Consider the following 16976-nt stretch of genomic DNA (forward strand, 5'->3'; position numbering starts at 1 on the left):
TCATGAAGGCTATTGTTTCTATTCTACCTATATTATTTTTTTCTACTAGTCTAGCACAAACAAAAATAGTCATACAGTACGACGAAGCTGGTAATCAGATTTACAGAGGACCTGAGAGCAATATACAATCCTTATCAAAAACCAATACCGAAAAGGAAAAGTTGGTAATCATTGAACATCAAAACACCAAAGAAGAGGATATATTTCTAACTAATATAGAACTTTATCCTATTCCTGTAAAAGACATTTTAACCATAAGATGGAGTTCCGAAGTAGATGATTTAATAGACCATGTTTCTTTATATGAACATAATCTTTTAACAAATTTGTTCACTCAGAAAAATATACCCCATCTTAATAGAGAAATTAAAATAGACCTAACGCCTAATCGTACAGGAGTTTATATTTTGAGTTTTCAGCTGAAAAATGGAAAGACCATATCCAAAAATATCATAAAAGAATAAAGAACCTTCCTAACATTTTTTCCCTATGAAAAAACTTTACTCTTTACTCACCCTTATTTGTAGCCTAGGATTTGGGCAAACTATCCTCAATCAACCAGAAAACTCTTCTAGAACAGTAGAAGACCCTAATACCATTATTTTAACCAATGGATTTCACGCAAAAGGAAACAATGTCTTTGTTGCTAGGATTGGAGAAAATGTACAATCTTCCCCAAGTCCGTCAGATTCAAACTCAGGAATTTCTAACCCTAGCGGAACTATAGGAACTAATAATTTCCATGATACACAAGGAAATATAGAGGTAACAGCCTCTGGTCAGCTACAATACACATTACCCATAGCATTACCCCCTGGAGTTAAGAGTGTTGCCCCCCAAATCAATCTAGTCTATACCAGTGGCAGTGGTAATGGTATTGCGGGATATGGCTGGAATCTATCTGGTATCACAGCGATTAGCCGAATGGGGAAAACAATAGAGAAAGATGGAAGAGTAGAAGGTATTAAACTTAATTATGATGATTATTACAGCTTTAATGGTCAAAGATTAATCCTAAAATCAGGAGAATATGGCAAAAATGGAGCGGAATATACTACCGAAAAATATTCCAATGTTAAAATTAAATCCTTAGGAAATATCAACGGTTATTTCCAAGGACCTGAATATTGGGAAGTTACTTTTGAAGATGGTTCACAAGCATGGTACGGTACAACCAGCTCGGCAAGAACTCCTATTGAATACAACATTGTAAAGTGGAAAGATGCCCAAGGTAATTATATTACCTATAATTATACTCAGTCTAATAATGTTGCTGCCATATCTAGTATTGAGTGGGGGGGGAACGAAACTTTAAATAAACCCCATTTTAACCGTATTCTATTTAGTTATCAAACTAGAGAAATAAAAGAAACATCTTATGTAGAAGGCATCTATTTTCTACAAGATAAGTTGCTTAGTTCGGTACAGGTATTGACAAACGGTAAACAATTCAAAAAATACACCATTAGCTATAACAATAGTACAGGTAGCAAATATCAGTTTGTCCGAAATATTACAGAATATAATTCTGCCAATGAAGCCGCTAATCCTATTAATTTTGGGTATGAAGGTGTATCTTTCACATCAAAAACATCAAATTTTACAGATAACGAAAATAATAAAATAGTTGGAGACTTCAATGGTGACGGTAAATTAGATTTTATTAAATACTTTGACACATTCAAAGAGTGTATTGACAGATCTGAGGAAACTATATGTGAAGACAGAGGCTACGAAATTCCATGCTATACTCAAACCAATTGTATAAGCGAAGTAACTTATCCTGAAGGCTTGTATCTATTTGAAAGCATGATGGATGATAATTTTAACAAAAAGCAGATTCATATCGGAACTTCCGATTTTTCCAAAACCGACTTTAACACAACCGCTATACCAATAACTTTAAGAACTAAAGAAGGAATATTAAAACAACAACAAGGATTTGTATTATACAAAAAAACAAGTAACTCCGTAACAGGTAAAGATGATTTAGAAATTCAAATATACTCAATTGACAGTAATGATTATAGAGTTACAAAAGAATACTCCAAAATAATACCTAATAGTATTTATGACAGAACAGTAGGTTCTGCTATATCGAGCGATTATTATACCGAAACTTCTATTGGAAAGATAAGAAGCGTAGACTTAAACTCAGACGGTCTAGCGGAGATCATCATCTCAGCAAATGACTTTACATGTGTAAAGCAACGCGATGGCTCTGACATGATCCAAGAATATTATATAGAAAGAATACCTGACACAAGTTGCAGTAATTCAAACAGATATCTAGTATTAGAACCTTTTAACAACGATATTAACGTCTCAACTATTAGCCTCTACCCTTATGACAAAGATATTATTGATTCTTATAAAACAGGGGATTTCAATGGTGATGGAAAGTTAGATTTCTTAAGATTTGATTCCAATAAACAGCCTTTTATCACAAATATAAATAAAAACCTTGACACTGGTCAGTTTGTAGATAACCATTTATCTTATGGCAATACGAAATTAGAAGGACTTGTTGAGAATGCTATTACTGGAGATTTTAATGGTGATGGAAAAACTGACTTACTAATACCTCAAGAAAAGAACAACTATAAATGGAATCTTTACATTTCAAAAGGAAATGGTTTCTTGAAACAGAGCATAGACAATCTTTCTTACTATAGACCCGATGCAGATCATTATGAAGAATCTGGAAGATATTATTACTACGGAAGAAATTATCTAGTGCAGGATATCAACCAAGACGGTAAAGATGATTTCATAGAAATTGGCGTTCACTCTCGACAAAATAGATATCCTTCTAATAATTTTGCAAATTTTATCGTAAACTTATTTGAAAATAATGGACCCAACGCAAACGGAAATATCTCATTTAGTAAAAAAAATATTGATGGACACAGTGAATCTGTTTCATCTGTCCCAAAAGTTTTTACCCCTTATTCCCTCGCAAACTATACAAACTATCCTTTCATATATTCAAAAGGAGATGGATATTTATATACTAATGCACCCAATCCATCTAGCCACAGAGGAACACCTCATAGTTTTCAAATTTTCTCTCCAATGGTGGGGAATTATTTGATTAACAACAACTATAATCAACTAATATTAACAATAAGAGGTCTTCTGTTTAAATACTCTACAGAAAGTCTAAATAAAGCAGCTCATATCACTTCCATCACTCAAGGAGGAGTAACAACCACCATTGACTATAAAGAGCTAGATCCAAAAGTCAACCCTAACTTCTACGCTCCTGTAAAAAAAGAAACTTATCCATTTGTAGAAATGGATAGAGTAGCTCAGTCTTACGCTGTAGCACAACTACAACAAACTTTTGACAATGGAGGTAAAAATATTATTAGAAAACAAGACTTCCGTTACCGAGGGTTGCTTTCGCACCTTCAAGGTAGGGGAATGATTGGTTTCCGCCAAACCGCTCGTTCCTCTTGGTACACCGATGAATTTAGAAACACCATCGTATGGAGCGGAGCAGAAATAGATCCGCATCAAGAGGGAGTACCTATTAAAGAATGGAGTATCAAAACCACCAATGAGGCCGAGATATTTCCGTCTGATTTATCCTTTAGCAACCGTAAATTGCTAGCCTTAAAAACTACGGAATACAGAACTGATCTCCTTGCAGATGGAGCGAAAGTAGATGCTATAACCGATACTAATAGAAACCGAATTGTAAAGGCTTTGGTGCCCGTGCGTAACACTTCTAAAGACTTTATTAAAGATGTTACCACAAAAAGCACCATTACCTATGATAATTTTTATCTCCCTACCCGTACCATTACCCAAACCCTCAGTGGAAGTTCAGTTTTTGCCACATCTACCACTAGTTTAGAGTATCTTCCACCCAACCTCTCAGCTACAGGTAAAGACTACCATGTAGGAAGACCTCGCTCTAAGACAGAACTAATGCAAGCCTATGGCGACTCCAAAGGAGCCAAGGAAGAATATACCTACGAGAATAACCTCCTTAAAACTCTTAAAACTTGGAATAGAGATAGCTCAGGGTGGTTACAAGAAACTTATAACTATGATGGCTTTGGGAACATTATACAAAAGACCGTTACCAATAGTGTAGATAGCCACACCCAAAACTCAAAAACAGAATACGAATCCAAAGGTCGTTTTGTAGTCAAAAAAACAGATAACTTAGGACTAGTTACCCACATTACTTATAACGACTGGGGGCAAGTACTCACCCAAACAGACCCACTGGGCAACAAGATTACAAATACTTATGATGCTTGGGGGAAACTACTAACCGCTAAGACCAATTTGGGAGGTGTAAGTACCTATACCTACGAAAAGCTAGGCAATGGAGATACCAAGACTACAGAATACAGCCCAGACGGAAGCGTTAGTATTTCGTTTACCAATAAAATTGGGCAGACTTACAAATCTACCTCAAAAGCCTTTGGAAACCAATGGGTGTCTAAGTCGGTTATGTTTGATGGTTTAGGTCGAAAGATAAAAGAGTCCGAACCTTATTTTGACCACCAAAACCCTACCCAGTGGAATACCATAGAATACGATGTATATTCTCGCCCAATAAAGGCAACGGCATTCACAGGCAAAATAGTTACCACCCAATATACCCAAAATACCGTAACTACTACCGAGACCAATGCCAATAACCGCTTTAAAAAGCAAACTTTTGATGCACTAGGGAATATTAGCACCTCGGCAGATAAAGGCGGTACTATTACCTTTAAATACAATGCCGCAGGAGAGCAAATAGAAGCAAAATACGGCACCAATACGGTAACCACAAAGTATGATGCTTGGGGCAGAAAAATAGAGTTTAACGACCCTTCTAACGGCATTTACAGATACGAATACAACGGCTTTGGGCAAAACACCAAAACCATAAGCCCTAAAGGTACCAAAACCTATACCTATAATACCAAAGGGCAACTCGTTTCACAAAGAGAACTTTCTACCGATAATACCAATGCTACCGATAAAAGCATTAGCTATACTTATAATGCTAAAGGCTTGGTGGTTAAAAAAGCGGGAGTATCCAAGGGCAAAACTTATACCTCATCTTTGGTGTATGATGGCTTTGGTAGAGTGCTTTCTTCTTCAGAAGAAAACAATGGCAGATACTTTATGCAGAAGGATATTGTTTACGACGACAAAAACCGAGTTATCTCTTACGAAAAAAGCCTCTACTCTGGCGGAACTTATACTAAAGCTCTTATAGAGAACATCTACGACCCTTGGTCTGGCGCTCTGTACCAGCTTAAGGACAAGGTCTCTGGAAAAGTACTTTGGCAGCTCCAACAGCATAACGCCAAAGGGCAAGTAACACAGGCTAAACTAGGCGCTAGCACAATTGAAAACACCTATGATACCAACGGCTTCTTAACCAATATCAACCACTCTTCCGCAAGAAAGCCTAGTATTTTACAGATAAGCTATAGGTTTGATGCCATCAAAAACGAACTTAATTCTAGAACCACGGGAGGAGACTTCAATATTCTAGAAAGTTTTACCTATGACGAAAACAACCGCCTAACCAACTGGACGAACCCCGTAACAGGGCAAATGCACCATAACATCTATGATGCACAAGGCAGGATTATAGAAAACGACCAACTGGGCAAAATCTCCTTCGGCAACAGCCAAAAAATCTATCAGCCTACCGCTGTTACACTAAATGCCACAGGAGAGCAAAACCTCAAAAACGACCTAGTACAGCAGATTTCCTATAACGAGAACAACGACCCTCTGTTGATACAAGGCGTAAAGGGCGACTTGCGTTTTGAGTATGGGCTATCTTCTATGAGGCAGGTAATGAGTTTTGGTGGTAAAATAGCAAGCGGCTCACACGGTAAATTTACCCGCTACTACTCCGAAGACGGTAGCTACGAAATAACACTAGACCACGCCACAGGTAGAGAAAAACACACCCTCTATATAGGTGGCACCCCTTACGAGAGTGATATTATTTACCTTAAAAACTATACCGAAAGCCAAGCAAGTTATAAGTTTTTGCATAAAGACTACTTAGGCAGTATTTTAGCCATAAGTGATGAAGCTGGTAACAAGCTAGAACAACGCCACTACGACGCTTGGGGCAACCTAACCCATCTTAAGATTGGGGAACAAGCTACCATAACAGATAAAAACCAAATTAAAGATTATTTAGCTAGTAGTAACTTAATAACAGATAGAGGCTATACCAGCCACGAACATCTAGCAGAGGTGGGCTTAATACACATGAACGGAAGGCTGTACGACCCATTGTTAAGAAGATTCTTAAATGCAGATGAAAACATACAAGACGGCTTTAACACCCAAAACTACAATAAGTATGGGTATGTACTAAACAACCCGCTGATGTACAATGACCCAAGTGGAGAAATTTTCTTTTTTGCTATCCTAACTCCTATTTTAGGAGAAGTTTTAGCTGGAGTAGTTGCGGGGGCAATTGCAGGAGCTATTGTAGGTGCTACATCTTACGTATTAAGTGCAGTAATAAGCAGCAACTGGAATTGGGGAGGTTTTGCTAAATCTATTTTGATGGGAGCTATATCGGGAGCCATATCTGGAGGAATGAACCCTGGAATATTTAGCTCCGCTGCTGGAACACTATACAGAATGGGGGGACAGGCTATTTCAAGTATTTTACCTTCTTGGAATATTAGCATCGGAAACTTTGACTTTAACTTTTCTCCAAGCATAGCTATAGGCAAAGGCTGGGGGTTTGGAGCTAATATTAGTGCTACTTTCCGCTCTGGAGACTTTGCTATATCTGCAGGTATTGGAATAATGAATTACGGTGCACATCAAGGAAGTGGAAAAAGTGGTTGGGAGTATAGAAAATCTTTGATGGCGGGTTTTGAAGGAAAAAATGGAAATCTTGGATTTATGCTTGGAACAAATATGTGGAAAGGGTTACATCAACAACAAACAGGAATAGTGAGGTTTCAGAGCGGGGATTTTTCTTTATCCTATGAAAACGATGGAGCTCCGTTTGGTCACACATTAGGAGATAATCATGATAGACTTAGAACAGCAGCTGTAAATTTGACAATTGGCGAATTTTCGGCAGGTTTTAATTTGTTTACTGGAGAGAGATTTGAAAGTAGTTATTATGATAATAAAACATCTTATAATTCATCAGATATATTGTCAGATGTAATTCCTCATGATTATTGGCAAATGAGTAAATCTTCTATTGGAGAATATGGGGAAAAATATAAATTTGGAATAGTTAAGGAAGTGGGAAAACAATACAGATTGGGTGCTGCTTATGTTGGCTGGGGTAATTATAGAATAGGTATTGATTCTGATAGACATGTTAGACACGCAATACAAAATAGACTTGCACATACATTTCTTTCCCCACAGCCAGGTTTTAGAGTATTATCAAATGCTATCAATCCATACTTCCAATATAGAACAAGAAATCAATTTACATCATGGTAAAAAAACTTCCAATAATATTTTTCTTCTTTCTTTTCTTATTCTCATGTAATAGTCAGATTAAAAAGAATAGTTTGGCTTCTTTATTGGTTAAATTTAACAAGGATGATTTTAATAAAAACATTTTTAATAAAATATATTTTCTTGATGGAGTTTACCAAACAAGAAATAATTTTGAATTAATTTATCCAAAACTTGAAGAACATAAGGATATAGAATATATAGATTTTATGAAAATTCAAGACGATGGTAAGATTGCTTTTGGAACAATGCCTTCAAGAAAAGACTATTTTAAGAACTATAATAGAATAGAAAATGATAATTATAATGCAATTATTGCAAAAGAAAAAGGACATATACATATATATAGAAATGTAATATTGCATGCAATATTGGGGATGGGAGGAGGAAGTAAAATTAAAAAACAGTCTGTTTTTATAGATAAAAAAAATTATATCTACATTCAAGATGGTAATAAGTGTTTTGTTTACAAATCATTAAATTAGAAAATGATGGACTATGTTAAAAAGAACGGCCCATTAAGAGGATTTAGAAGAGCTGTTTATCCTTATGGATTTGCCTATGAAACAGGGAAACAATATAGATTAGGAGCAGCTTATGTAGGTTGGGGTAATTATAGAATCGGAATTGATTCCGACAGATACGTGAGACATCCTATACAGAATATTGGAGCACACAATATAGTTTCTCCACAGCCAGTTTTTCAAGTTTTATCTAACGGAATAAATCCATATTTTCAATATCAAACAAGAAACAGATTTTCGTCATGGTAAGAAATATTATTATACTTATAAGCGTTTTTAGTGTAGTTCTATCTTGTTCACAAACAAGAAGATTACAAAATGGCACAAAAGTTTTAACCAAAAAATATAAAAATATTGATAAGTTTGATAAATCAATATTTGAAAAAATAGATACTGATTATTTTTATCAAAAAGTTGACTACTATATGGCTAACAAAAATTTTCAAAAAGTTCGAGATATAGGAAAGGATGTAGATAGGAAAATTCAATTTTATGACAATGGTCGAGTTAGATTTTTTAGTTTAGGAATGGAGAGTCCTAATCCTGAAGATTCCGGAATGAGAGGGATTATATATAAAAAAAATAATAGGTTAAAAATAGATTATCAATCAGCTGATCAAGACGGGAGTATGTTTATTTCAACATATACGATAAAAGTTGATAACGATTTAATATACTTATTAGAAAATAAAAATGCTTTTTTGAATTCAGAATTTATATGTACAGTTTACCAAAAATCCGAAAAAGTTCCCGAAGATTGGAAGGCTTATAAAGCGGATTGGTAGAGGCTTATATTTAGGACAAGCAGCAATAACAGGAAATTTCTGGCAAGGGGCTATAACAGGTGGTATTGTGGCTGGGTTAAACCATGCTATGCACGAGATGGATAATCCATTTGATGAAGGAGATCCACCAAGCAAGAAATCAATTAAAAAATTAGCCAAAGAAAAGTATGATCAAGCAAAACAGAAATTGTCTGATATGAAGGAATATCTCTCGGATTTTTACGGCGGTATTAATGATTTTATTGACACTTATAATGAAATGAAAACAGCTAATTGGAAAAATTCTGACAAGTATTTTCACAGTAAAGCAAATTATAAAGCAACATTAAGAGGACCGGGTGGAGAGGCTGCAGCCATCAAAATGAGTAATTTACGTGAAATCACTGATCAATATATAAAAGGCGATTCGCGAGCAAGTTCGATTGCAGATCAAAAAGCAAATTTATATGGTAGGCAACAAGCCCACAGAAGAGCAAATTTTATTAGAAATCAGCAAAATATGAGATTTATTATAAATAAATATAGACCGATTAGTTTACCAAATAAATATTAATTTATGCGTATCAATTTCATTTTATTTGTTTTTTTATTTTTTACTTCGTGTTCAGATAAAATCAATCAAAAAGAAGAAGATATATCAAGGTATGATTATCTTAAGCCTTTTATGTTAAATAATGCTGAGTTTTTATATGGTCAAATGGACATTGATAATAATACTCTTCAATATTCATATAAAGTTACAGACACAAAAGAAGCTTTGAAAAAAATAGAGAAAGCTGCAATTTTGAACAAATGGCTTTACAAAAATGGCACATTTTCTAAGAATGTTAATATATATGAAAATGGAGGTGAAAATATGACGGTGAAAATAACAGAATCTAATAATAAAATAATATTCGAAGTTAAATCAGAATAGTAGCAGGATTAAATCATGTGGTATACTCTGGAGATAACAATACAAACCCTCCTCCTCCTGAAGAAGACGATTGGATAACTAAGGCTATTAACTTCTTAAGTGGTGGTGCTGTAGATGATGCCCATGCTATGTTATCATTAGATGCCTCAAACGCTTCCACACTAGACAAAGCCATGTTTAATATAGCTCTAAATTCTCGGGATATAAAAAGTGAATTTATGGGATATGGCATAGGGGCAAGGGGAAGAAGTTTAAATAGTAAACATTGTAAATAAACTTGTTTCAAACACAACAAAAAAAGCTGGAAATGCAATACAACTTACCTTTGACAAAAAAATATCTAGTTCAAAATTCTACAAACAAATGAACCCTAAAGCTCTAAATATAAATTCACCTCAAGGATTTAAAAGTGCAAATGGAATAGATTGGCAATACTACAAAGGAGGGAAAACAAACCCAAATGGGTTGACAATTAAAGGTGTGACACCTAATAAACAAACCATTATTATGAGATTTTCTAAATAGATTTATAATGAACATAGAATATGATCAACTAGAAGAACTGTGTAAAAAAATTGAAAGCAGAGTAAAAAAACAAAAAATAACACTTCATTTTAAAGAAGTTCTTAATTATATTTATATAGATGATAACAAAGATTTTTTTTTCAAGCCCTATAAGACTGAAATTTTTTCTACAGAATTATATAATTTCCTATTTCTAGAGGATGATAATGGAATTTATAGAGAATGGGTACTATTAAAATTAGTAATAGAGTTCAGCAATGGTGACTTAATAGAGGTTGATAAAATAGAAGAGACTATTTACCTTAAATTAAAAGACCTTTCATTGATAGAGTAATTTATGAGAAATAATCTAACCTATTGGGAACTCCTACAAGAAAGGGAATTCCCTATAACCAAGTATTATAATTTTTATCACTAAATATGAAACCATTTTATCAACAATCATATTCGTAAAAATAAAAATAATAGTATGGATTTAAAAATAACATTAAAAAGTCAACTCTATGCATTAAGAGAGCTTATTATAATAAGTATTGTTTATTTTGGAATTCTGTACTTGTTGTATTCAAATACAGAATTGGATTTGTTCAAAATATTGTTCCTATCAACATTTGCTTTTTATTTTATTGTTTTTCTTTTGCCTGTAATGGTATTGCATATTAATTATCTAAACAACACATATAAACATCTTAGAATTGAACAAAATAAACTAACTATCAATAATACTATTTATACAGAAAACGAGATTGATAAGATTATGATTTATGCTACATCGCAACATTTTAGCAATTCCGTTGGAGTATCTGCCTTACCATATAACGATTATTACTATTATATTAGGGTAGATTTAAAAAATGGAGAAAAAATAAATCTGTCCTCTTTGATAGATTATAAAATAGATAAAATAATTACAGAAAACTTTAAATCTATTAAAATAAACAAAAACTCCTCTTCTTTTGTTTCTCTACTAATAATTAAATAATGCAGGTAAATAATTATTACAGGTCAACTTGATAAACCATAAATCTAACTTTTTATACTTAAATTTGTAGCTTTCTCCCTTTAAATAGGAAAGCTTCAATTTAAAAATAAACAAGAATGATTGATAAAATTGACCTTGCCAACACCAAATTTAACCAATGGAAAAACCACTCTTTTCAAGAGAGACAACTATTGTTCAAAAACTTAGCAGATATATTAGAAGAGCATAAACATACCTACGCCAACATCATTACCACAGAAATGAATAAACCCATTTCTCAGTCCTTATCGGAGGTAGAAAAATCAGCAATGATGACTCGTTTCTATGCTGCTATAGACGCTAATGTATTAGCTCCAGAATATATCCAAACAGACTTTAATATTAGCCAAGTCCACCATACACCTCTAGGGGTAATTTTAGGAGTAATGCCTTGGAATTTCCCTTTTTGGCAGGTGCTTCGTTTTGCAGTGCCTACCATTTTAGCAGGGAATACCGTTATCGTAAAACACGCTTCCATTTGTACCCAAAGTGGAGATGCCATAGAGGAGGCTTTTCTAAAAGCTGGGTTTCCTGAAGGCGTATTCCAGCATTTAAAAGTAGGACATCAAGACATCGAAACTATACTAAAACACCCTGCTGTACAAGGTGTAAGCCTTACAGGAAGTGATTTGGCAGGAAGTAGTGTGGCTTCCATAGCGGGAAGGGAAATCAAAAAATCAGTTTTAGAACTTGGTGGTAGCGATGCGTTTATAGTTCTAGAAGATGCTGATTTAGAACAAGCAGCAGAAGTAGGTGTTTTAGCAAGATTACAAAACTGTGGACAAACTTGTGTCGCTGCCAAAAGATTTATCATTCACCATAATATAGCCAATGCTTTCCTAGAATTGTTTACTAAAGCCTATCAAAAGTATCAACCATCAGACCCTCTAAATCCCAACACCATATTGTCGGGTATGGCAAGAAAAGACCTCGCTGATGAACTAGAACAACAATATCAAAAAGCCATTGCTAACGGTGCAGAAATTATCATTCCCTTAGAACGATTGTCTGATAAAGAATTTAAACCAGGGCTTATCTTAGTAAAAAAAGGTAATCCTATTCTAGCCGAAGAATTATTTGGGCCTCTCGGTATGATAATGATAGCTCAAACCGATGATGAAGCTCTAGACTTAGCCAATGACATTCCGTTTGGATTAGGAAACTCCGTCTGGACTAAAAACCAAAATAAAGCTCTTGATTTTGCTCTAAAGCTAAATTCTGGCACCGTGGCTATCAACTCTATGACCAAATCTGACCCAAGACTTCCGTTCGGTGGAGCTAAAAAATCAGGTTATGGAACAGAATTATCTGCCCTAGCCCTTAAAGAGTTTACTTATCCTAAAACCATCGTAGGAAATTAAAATCAAATTTCATCATCTAAATAAAAAACCATCAGACATAAAATCTGATGGTTTCTTTTTTATCCTTATAGCATTACTCTATATTGTAGAAAGCCTTAGTGTGTTGGTTTTTCCACCGTTGTGTACAGGCATTGCATTAAGATTAACCACAAAATCTCCTTTTTCTACAAAGCCATAGTTGCAAGTAAGCATATTAACTTGTATCACGGTTTCGTCCGTAGTTTTCTCCATATCATAGTAGAATGCTCTAACACCCCAAAGTAGGTTAAGCATCGTAAGCACCCTTCTATTAGCACTATAAACAATAATGTGCGAGTTTGGTCTATGTGCAGAAATTTGGAAAGCTGTATAGCCAGAATGGGTAAGCGTAATAATGGCCTCTGCCCCTGCACTCTTAGCTATATTAACTGCCGATAAACAAATTTTATCTGTGATAAATCTTTCATCTAAACAGCTTATCTGATTATCTAAAATACTATTTCTGTCGTAGTAGTAGTTGGTGGTTTCTATACTCTTTACTATTTTAGACATATTCTTCACCACATCTACAGGATAACGCCCTACAGAAGTTTCTCCAGACAACATCACTGCATCAGCACCGTCTAACACCGAGTTTGCAACATCATTTACCTCCGCTCTAGTAGGCGTAAGACTCGTAATCATAGTCTCCATCATCTGAGTAGCAATAATTACAGGCTTAGCGTAAGCTCTTGCTTTTTTAACTAGAGTCTTTTGAATTACAGGAACTTCTTCCATAGGCACCTCTACACCTAAATCTCCACGAGCCACCATAATCCCATCACACTCCATGAGAATTTCGTCTATATTTTTCACCCCTTCAGGCTTCTCTATTTTGGCAATAATAGGTGTCTTAAAATTATTTGTTGGGTGATTCTTAATAAGTTCCTTTAAATCTTTTATATCCTGCGCATGACGAACAAACGACAATGCAATCCAATCTAACTCTAAGTCTAAAATAAAGTTAGCATCTTTAATATCCTTCTCTGTAAGGGCAGGAAGCGATACATTGGTATTAGGAAGGTTAACCCCTTTTTTAGAACTTAATGGTCCTCCTTGAATCGTTTTAGCACGAACGGTGTCTTTTAAGTTGGTCTCGATAACCTCTAACACCAGTTTACCATCATCTATTAAGATTCTTTCCCCTACTTTTACATCTTGTGGAAACTGTTGGTAAGTCATATATACCCTAGTTGAATCTCCTTCTACATTTTCGTTAGTAAAAGTAAGAATATCCCCAGGATTAAGATATGAGCCTTCTTTTACAACCCCTACTCTTAGTTTTGGACCTTGTAAATCTCCTAATATCGAAACTGAATAACCATATTCTTGATTGATTTCTCTTATCAGCTCCACATTTCTCCTCACCAAATCATAATCTGCGTGAGAAAAATTTATTCTAAAAACATCTACACCTGCCTTAACCAGCTCTAACATTGTTTCTTTAGAAGATGATGCAGGTCCTAATGTTGCTATTATTTTTGTTTTCTTTAACTTCTTATTCATAGTACTGAATGGTTTGATAGAGTTCTTGCTCTGGACTTAATAACATTTCCTGTATAGGAAATACCAAGTTATTAGGCAACAAAATTACAGAAAAATCGGATAAAAACTCCTTTGTTAACAGAATATAATCTACATCTCTATATTCTGGCAACAAATAAGTCTCTTCCACTAGATTTGAAAACAAATCATAATGAATTCCGTCCTCTAATTTGGTATCATAAAATTTATTCGCTATAAAAGTGTATGTACATTTAGTAATTTCATCATAAGTTTGATACTGTACAAACAAATACAAGCGCCCTCCTTTTTTTAAAATAAAATCCTTCTCTCTGCTAAACTTAAAGCTATTTAGGAGGTTGATATTAAAAAACAATTCATAATCTTGTATTTTTTGAGAAAGTCTTAATAATCCTATTGAGATTTCTTCTTCCTCTATATCAAGAAATATTTTATTGTCTTTCAATTATCTTTTCTTTTTTGTTTAATGTATAAAATGCTCTTTGTGCAGCCTTTTCTTCCGATTTTTTCTTAGAAGTTTCCGTAGCACTAGCCACTTTACTACCACCTACAAAAATATAGGTTTTAAACATCTTTACTTTACTTGGTAAAAACTCTTCCTCGGTTTTATAGTCTATCTTAATTTTATTCTTTTGACTCCACTCTAACAACAAGCTCTTATAACTTATAATTTTATTTTCAAGTTTAAGCATTTCCGAATGAGTAAGAATCTTAGACAACACCACTTTTTGACATTTTTCGTAGCCAAAATCCATATAAATAGCTCCAACCAAAGCCTCTAAGAGATTTCCCGACAGGTCTGCTACAAACTTAGAACCATTTTTCAAAACTAGAGAAGTCAAATTTAGCTTTTCTCCTATCTGATTAAGGTTCTTCCTATTAACAATCTTAGATTTCATTTGGGTTAAAAACCCCTCACTCTCCTGTGGATACTGCCTGTAAAGATAATAGGAAACTATACTCCCTAGAACGGCATCTCCTAAGAACTCTAGCCTATCATAATTGAGTTGACTGGAAGTACTTTTGAGAGAAAAAGCCTCCTGATACCAAGAGACTTCTTTAGGCTGTATACCCAATATTTTTTCTAATCCTTTTACTATAAAAGCCTCTCTTTGTGTATATCTTGGCTTCTTTCGTCTAGATAAAATTCTATTGAAATAGCGTCCGATTTTCATTCTTTAGACTTTCTTGAATAGCACACACGCATTGTGTCCACCGAAGCCAAAAGTATTGCTCATTGCAACATTAACCTTCTTTTCTACTGCTTTATTGAACGTAAAGTCAAGACGACTATCTATTTTTTCATCGTCTGTAAAATGGTTAATTGTAGGTGGAACAACATCATGAATAATAGTTCCTATGGCAGCAATAGCCTCTACAACACCTGCTGCTCCCAGCAAATGTCCTGTCATAGACTTTGTAGAATTGATTTGTATATCAAAGGCGTGGTCACCAAGTAATCTAGAAATTGCGTTAGATTCTGCAATATCTCCTAATGGCGTAGATGTCCCATGCATATTGATGTGGTCTACCTCATCAGCAGTAATTCCTGCATCTTCTAGACAGTTCTTCATTACCAAATAAGCTCCCAAACCTTCTGGGTGCGGTGCCGTCATATGATGTGCATCTGCACTCATACCTCCACCTTTAAGCTCTGCGTAAATAGTTGCCCCTCTTCTCTTTGCGTGTTCATACTCCTCTAAGATAATACACCCCGCACCTTCCCCTAGAACAAAACCATCTCTATCTTTATCAAAAGGTCTAGAAGCTGTTTTAGGGTCGTCATTTCTTGTAGAAAGTGCCATCATCGCATTAAAGCCGCCCACTCCACTTGCCGTTACGGCAGCCTCGGAACCTCCACAAACAATAACATCAGCTTTACCAAGCTGGATTAACATTTTAGAGTCTATGATTGCATTAGCCGAAGACGCACAAGCCGATACCGTAGTATAGTTAGGTCCGTGGAAACCATATTCAATAGAAATATGCCCTGGTGTAATATCCGCAATCATTTTAGGAATAAAAAACGGATTAAATCTAGGAATATCCGACTTTGCCCAGTCTAAAACTTCCTTCTCAAAAGTTTCTAGTCCACCAATACCAGACCCCCATACAACCCCTACTCTGTTTTTATCAACCTCTGTACTAGTTATACCAGAGTGTTCTATAGCTTCTCTAGCGGCTACAATTCCCAATTGAGTATTTCTATCCATTTTCTTTGACTCTTTTCTGTCAAAAAAATCTAATGGATTGAAGTTTTTAACCTCGCAAGCAAATTTAGTTTTAAAATTAGTGGCATCGAAAAGAGTAATTGGAGCAGCACCGCTCTCACCTTTTACAAGGTTTTCCCAATATTCTTTAGCATTATTTCCAATAGGTGTAATAGCACCAAATCCGGTAACAACTACTCTTTTCAATTCCATAAATTTAAGTTTTTGATAAAAATACTAATTATTTATTTACCACTTCTTCTACATAAGCAATAGCGTGCCCTACTGTAGTGATTTTCTCCGCTTGATCATCAGGGATTTGGATGTTGAATTCTTTTTCGAATTCCATAATAAGCTCCACAGTATCTAGCGAATCTGCTCCTAAATCATTAGTAAAACTAGCTTCCGGAGTTACTTCTGTTTCCTCCACATCTAACTTATCTGCGATAATCGCCTTTACTCTTGATGCAATGTCTGACATAATATTAAGTTTTAAAATTATTATTCGGTGCAAATATATGAAATTTCACTTCAATTTATATTCTTTTTGAAAAAATTTCGGAGTTTTCGGGTATGCCCCTTTGTTTGTATTAAAATCCCCGTACTCTATGGC

Annotated in this window: 17 protein-coding genes; 12 read left to right on the forward strand and 5 right to left on the reverse strand. The window is 34.7% G+C overall.

Annotated elements, in window-relative coordinates; all coding sequences use genetic code 11:
* The first annotated feature begins 2 nt into the window (after positions 1–2).
* From RA0C_RS05835 to RA0C_RS05885, 12 genes are all read left to right on the forward strand, one after another.
* The gene (locus RA0C_RS05835) at positions 3–464 is read left to right on the forward strand and encodes a T9SS type A sorting domain-containing protein (protein WP_004917202.1); all 462 of its coding nucleotides are present in this window, start codon (positions 3–5) and stop codon (positions 462–464) included.
* Between the two features lie 25 nt (positions 465–489).
* Positions 490–7461, forward strand: coding sequence for a polymorphic toxin type 23 domain-containing protein (locus RA0C_RS05840; RefSeq protein WP_004917200.1), 6972 nt, complete (start codon positions 490–492; stop codon positions 7459–7461).
* On the forward strand, positions 7455–7964 hold the full coding sequence (locus RA0C_RS05845; protein ID WP_004917198.1) for a hypothetical protein: 510 nt from the start codon (positions 7455–7457) through the stop codon (positions 7962–7964). The genes RA0C_RS05840 and RA0C_RS05845 overlap by 7 nt, the downstream gene beginning before the upstream one ends.
* Positions 7965–7967: 3 nt before the next feature.
* Positions 7968–8252: a polymorphic toxin type 23 domain-containing protein gene (locus tag RA0C_RS05850; protein ID WP_014615104.1), complete on the forward strand. Its 285-nt coding sequence runs from the start codon at positions 7968–7970 to the stop codon at positions 8250–8252.
* A complete protein-coding gene (locus RA0C_RS05855) occupies positions 8246–8788 on the forward strand; it encodes a hypothetical protein (RefSeq protein ID WP_004917194.1) in 543 nt (180 codons plus the stop codon). Before RA0C_RS05850 ends, RA0C_RS05855 begins: the two co-directional genes overlap by 7 nt.
* A 97-nt stretch (positions 8789–8885) precedes the next feature.
* Entirely contained in the window at positions 8886–9341 is a 456-nt protein-coding gene (locus RA0C_RS05860; RefSeq protein ID WP_228481892.1) for a serum amyloid a protein, read from the forward strand.
* 3 nt (positions 9342–9344) lie between these two features.
* Entirely contained in the window at positions 9345–9704 is a 360-nt protein-coding gene (locus RA0C_RS05865) for a hypothetical protein (protein WP_004917191.1), read from the forward strand.
* Positions 9705–9721: 17 nt separating this feature from the next.
* Complete coding sequence (locus RA0C_RS05870; RefSeq protein ID WP_004917190.1) at positions 9722–9979, forward strand: hypothetical protein; 258 nt, start codon at positions 9722–9724, stop codon at positions 9977–9979.
* A gap of 88 nt (positions 9980–10067) precedes the next feature.
* Positions 10068–10229 (forward strand): hypothetical protein, encoded by a 162-nt coding sequence (locus RA0C_RS10470; protein ID WP_004917189.1) that lies wholly within the window; start codon positions 10068–10070, stop codon positions 10227–10229.
* A 7-nt stretch (positions 10230–10236) separates the two neighbouring features.
* Complete coding sequence (locus tag RA0C_RS05875) at positions 10237–10563, forward strand: hypothetical protein (RefSeq protein ID WP_004917188.1); 327 nt, start codon at positions 10237–10239, stop codon at positions 10561–10563.
* Between the two features lie 135 nt (positions 10564–10698).
* A complete protein-coding gene (locus RA0C_RS05880) occupies positions 10699–11211 on the forward strand; it encodes a hypothetical protein (RefSeq protein ID WP_004917187.1) in 513 nt (170 codons plus the stop codon).
* Between the two features lie 116 nt (positions 11212–11327).
* Complete coding sequence (locus RA0C_RS05885; RefSeq protein WP_004917186.1) at positions 11328–12611, forward strand: NAD-dependent succinate-semialdehyde dehydrogenase; 1284 nt, start codon at positions 11328–11330, stop codon at positions 12609–12611.
* Positions 12612–12689: 78 nt separating this feature from the next.
* Here RA0C_RS05885 and pyk read toward each other — a convergent pair whose 3' ends face one another.
* From pyk to RA0C_RS05910, 5 genes are read right to left on the reverse strand one after another with little or no spacing between them, the layout of a single operon-like run.
* Positions 12690–14135: a pyruvate kinase gene (gene pyk, locus RA0C_RS05890; protein ID WP_004917185.1), complete on the reverse strand. Its 1446-nt coding sequence runs from the start codon at positions 14133–14135 to the stop codon at positions 12690–12692.
* Entirely contained in the window at positions 14128–14598 is a 471-nt protein-coding gene (locus tag RA0C_RS05895; RefSeq protein WP_004917184.1) for an IPExxxVDY family protein, read from the reverse strand. Before RA0C_RS05895 ends, pyk begins: the two co-directional genes overlap by 8 nt.
* Positions 14585–15328: a ribonuclease III gene (gene rnc / locus RA0C_RS05900; RefSeq protein WP_004917183.1), complete on the reverse strand. Its 744-nt coding sequence runs from the start codon at positions 15326–15328 to the stop codon at positions 14585–14587. The genes RA0C_RS05895 and rnc overlap by 14 nt, the downstream gene beginning before the upstream one ends.
* A gap of 3 nt (positions 15329–15331) precedes the next feature.
* Positions 15332–16576 carry a beta-ketoacyl-ACP synthase II gene (gene fabF / locus RA0C_RS05905; protein ID WP_013446952.1) on the reverse strand — a complete coding sequence of 415 codons (1245 nt, stop codon included), beginning with the start codon at positions 16574–16576 and terminating at the stop codon, positions 15332–15334.
* A gap of 28 nt (positions 16577–16604) precedes the next feature.
* A complete protein-coding gene (locus tag RA0C_RS05910; protein ID WP_004917181.1) occupies positions 16605–16844 on the reverse strand; it encodes an acyl carrier protein in 240 nt (79 codons plus the stop codon).
* Between the last annotated feature and the right edge of the window lie 132 nt (positions 16845–16976).

Source organism: Riemerella anatipestifer ATCC 11845 = DSM 15868, assembly GCF_000252855.1.
Taxonomy (GTDB): Bacteria; Bacteroidota; Bacteroidia; order Flavobacteriales; family Weeksellaceae; genus Riemerella; species Riemerella anatipestifera.

What these genes read in the sequence shown, in the direction of transcription:
- fabF (WP_013446952.1), bottom strand. Translation starts at nt 16,576, where the DNA reads ATGGAATTGAAAAGAGTAGTTGTTACCGGATTTGGTGCTATTACACCT.
- RA0C_RS05880 (WP_004917187.1), top strand. Translation starts at nt 10,699, where the DNA reads ATGGATTTAAAAATAACATTAAAAAGTCAACTCTATGCATTAAGAGAG.
- RA0C_RS05850 (WP_014615104.1), top strand. Translation starts at nt 7,968, where the DNA reads ATGATGGACTATGTTAAAAAGAACGGCCCATTAAGAGGATTTAGAAGA.
- RA0C_RS05835 (WP_004917202.1), top strand. Translation starts at nt 3, where the DNA reads ATGAAGGCTATTGTTTCTATTCTACCTATATTATTTTTTTCTACTAGT.
- RA0C_RS05885 (WP_004917186.1), top strand. Translation starts at nt 11,328, where the DNA reads ATGATTGATAAAATTGACCTTGCCAACACCAAATTTAACCAATGGAAA.
- rnc (WP_004917183.1), bottom strand. Translation starts at nt 15,328, where the DNA reads ATGAAAATCGGACGCTATTTCAATAGAATTTTATCTAGACGAAAGAAG.
- RA0C_RS05875 (WP_004917188.1), top strand. Translation starts at nt 10,237, where the DNA reads ATGAACATAGAATATGATCAACTAGAAGAACTGTGTAAAAAAATTGAA.
- RA0C_RS05865 (WP_004917191.1), top strand. Translation starts at nt 9,345, where the DNA reads ATGCGTATCAATTTCATTTTATTTGTTTTTTTATTTTTTACTTCGTGT.
- RA0C_RS10470 (WP_004917189.1), top strand. Translation starts at nt 10,068, where the DNA reads ATGAACCCTAAAGCTCTAAATATAAATTCACCTCAAGGATTTAAAAGT.
- RA0C_RS05855 (WP_004917194.1), top strand. Translation starts at nt 8,246, where the DNA reads ATGGTAAGAAATATTATTATACTTATAAGCGTTTTTAGTGTAGTTCTA.
- RA0C_RS05840 (WP_004917200.1), top strand. Translation starts at nt 490, where the DNA reads ATGAAAAAACTTTACTCTTTACTCACCCTTATTTGTAGCCTAGGATTT.
- RA0C_RS05860 (WP_228481892.1), top strand. Translation starts at nt 8,886, where the DNA reads ATGGATAATCCATTTGATGAAGGAGATCCACCAAGCAAGAAATCAATT.
- pyk (WP_004917185.1), bottom strand. Translation starts at nt 14,135, where the DNA reads ATGAATAAGAAGTTAAAGAAAACAAAAATAATAGCAACATTAGGACCT.
- RA0C_RS05910 (WP_004917181.1), bottom strand. Translation starts at nt 16,844, where the DNA reads ATGTCAGACATTGCATCAAGAGTAAAGGCGATTATCGCAGATAAGTTA.
- RA0C_RS05845 (WP_004917198.1), top strand. Translation starts at nt 7,455, where the DNA reads ATGGTAAAAAAACTTCCAATAATATTTTTCTTCTTTCTTTTCTTATTC.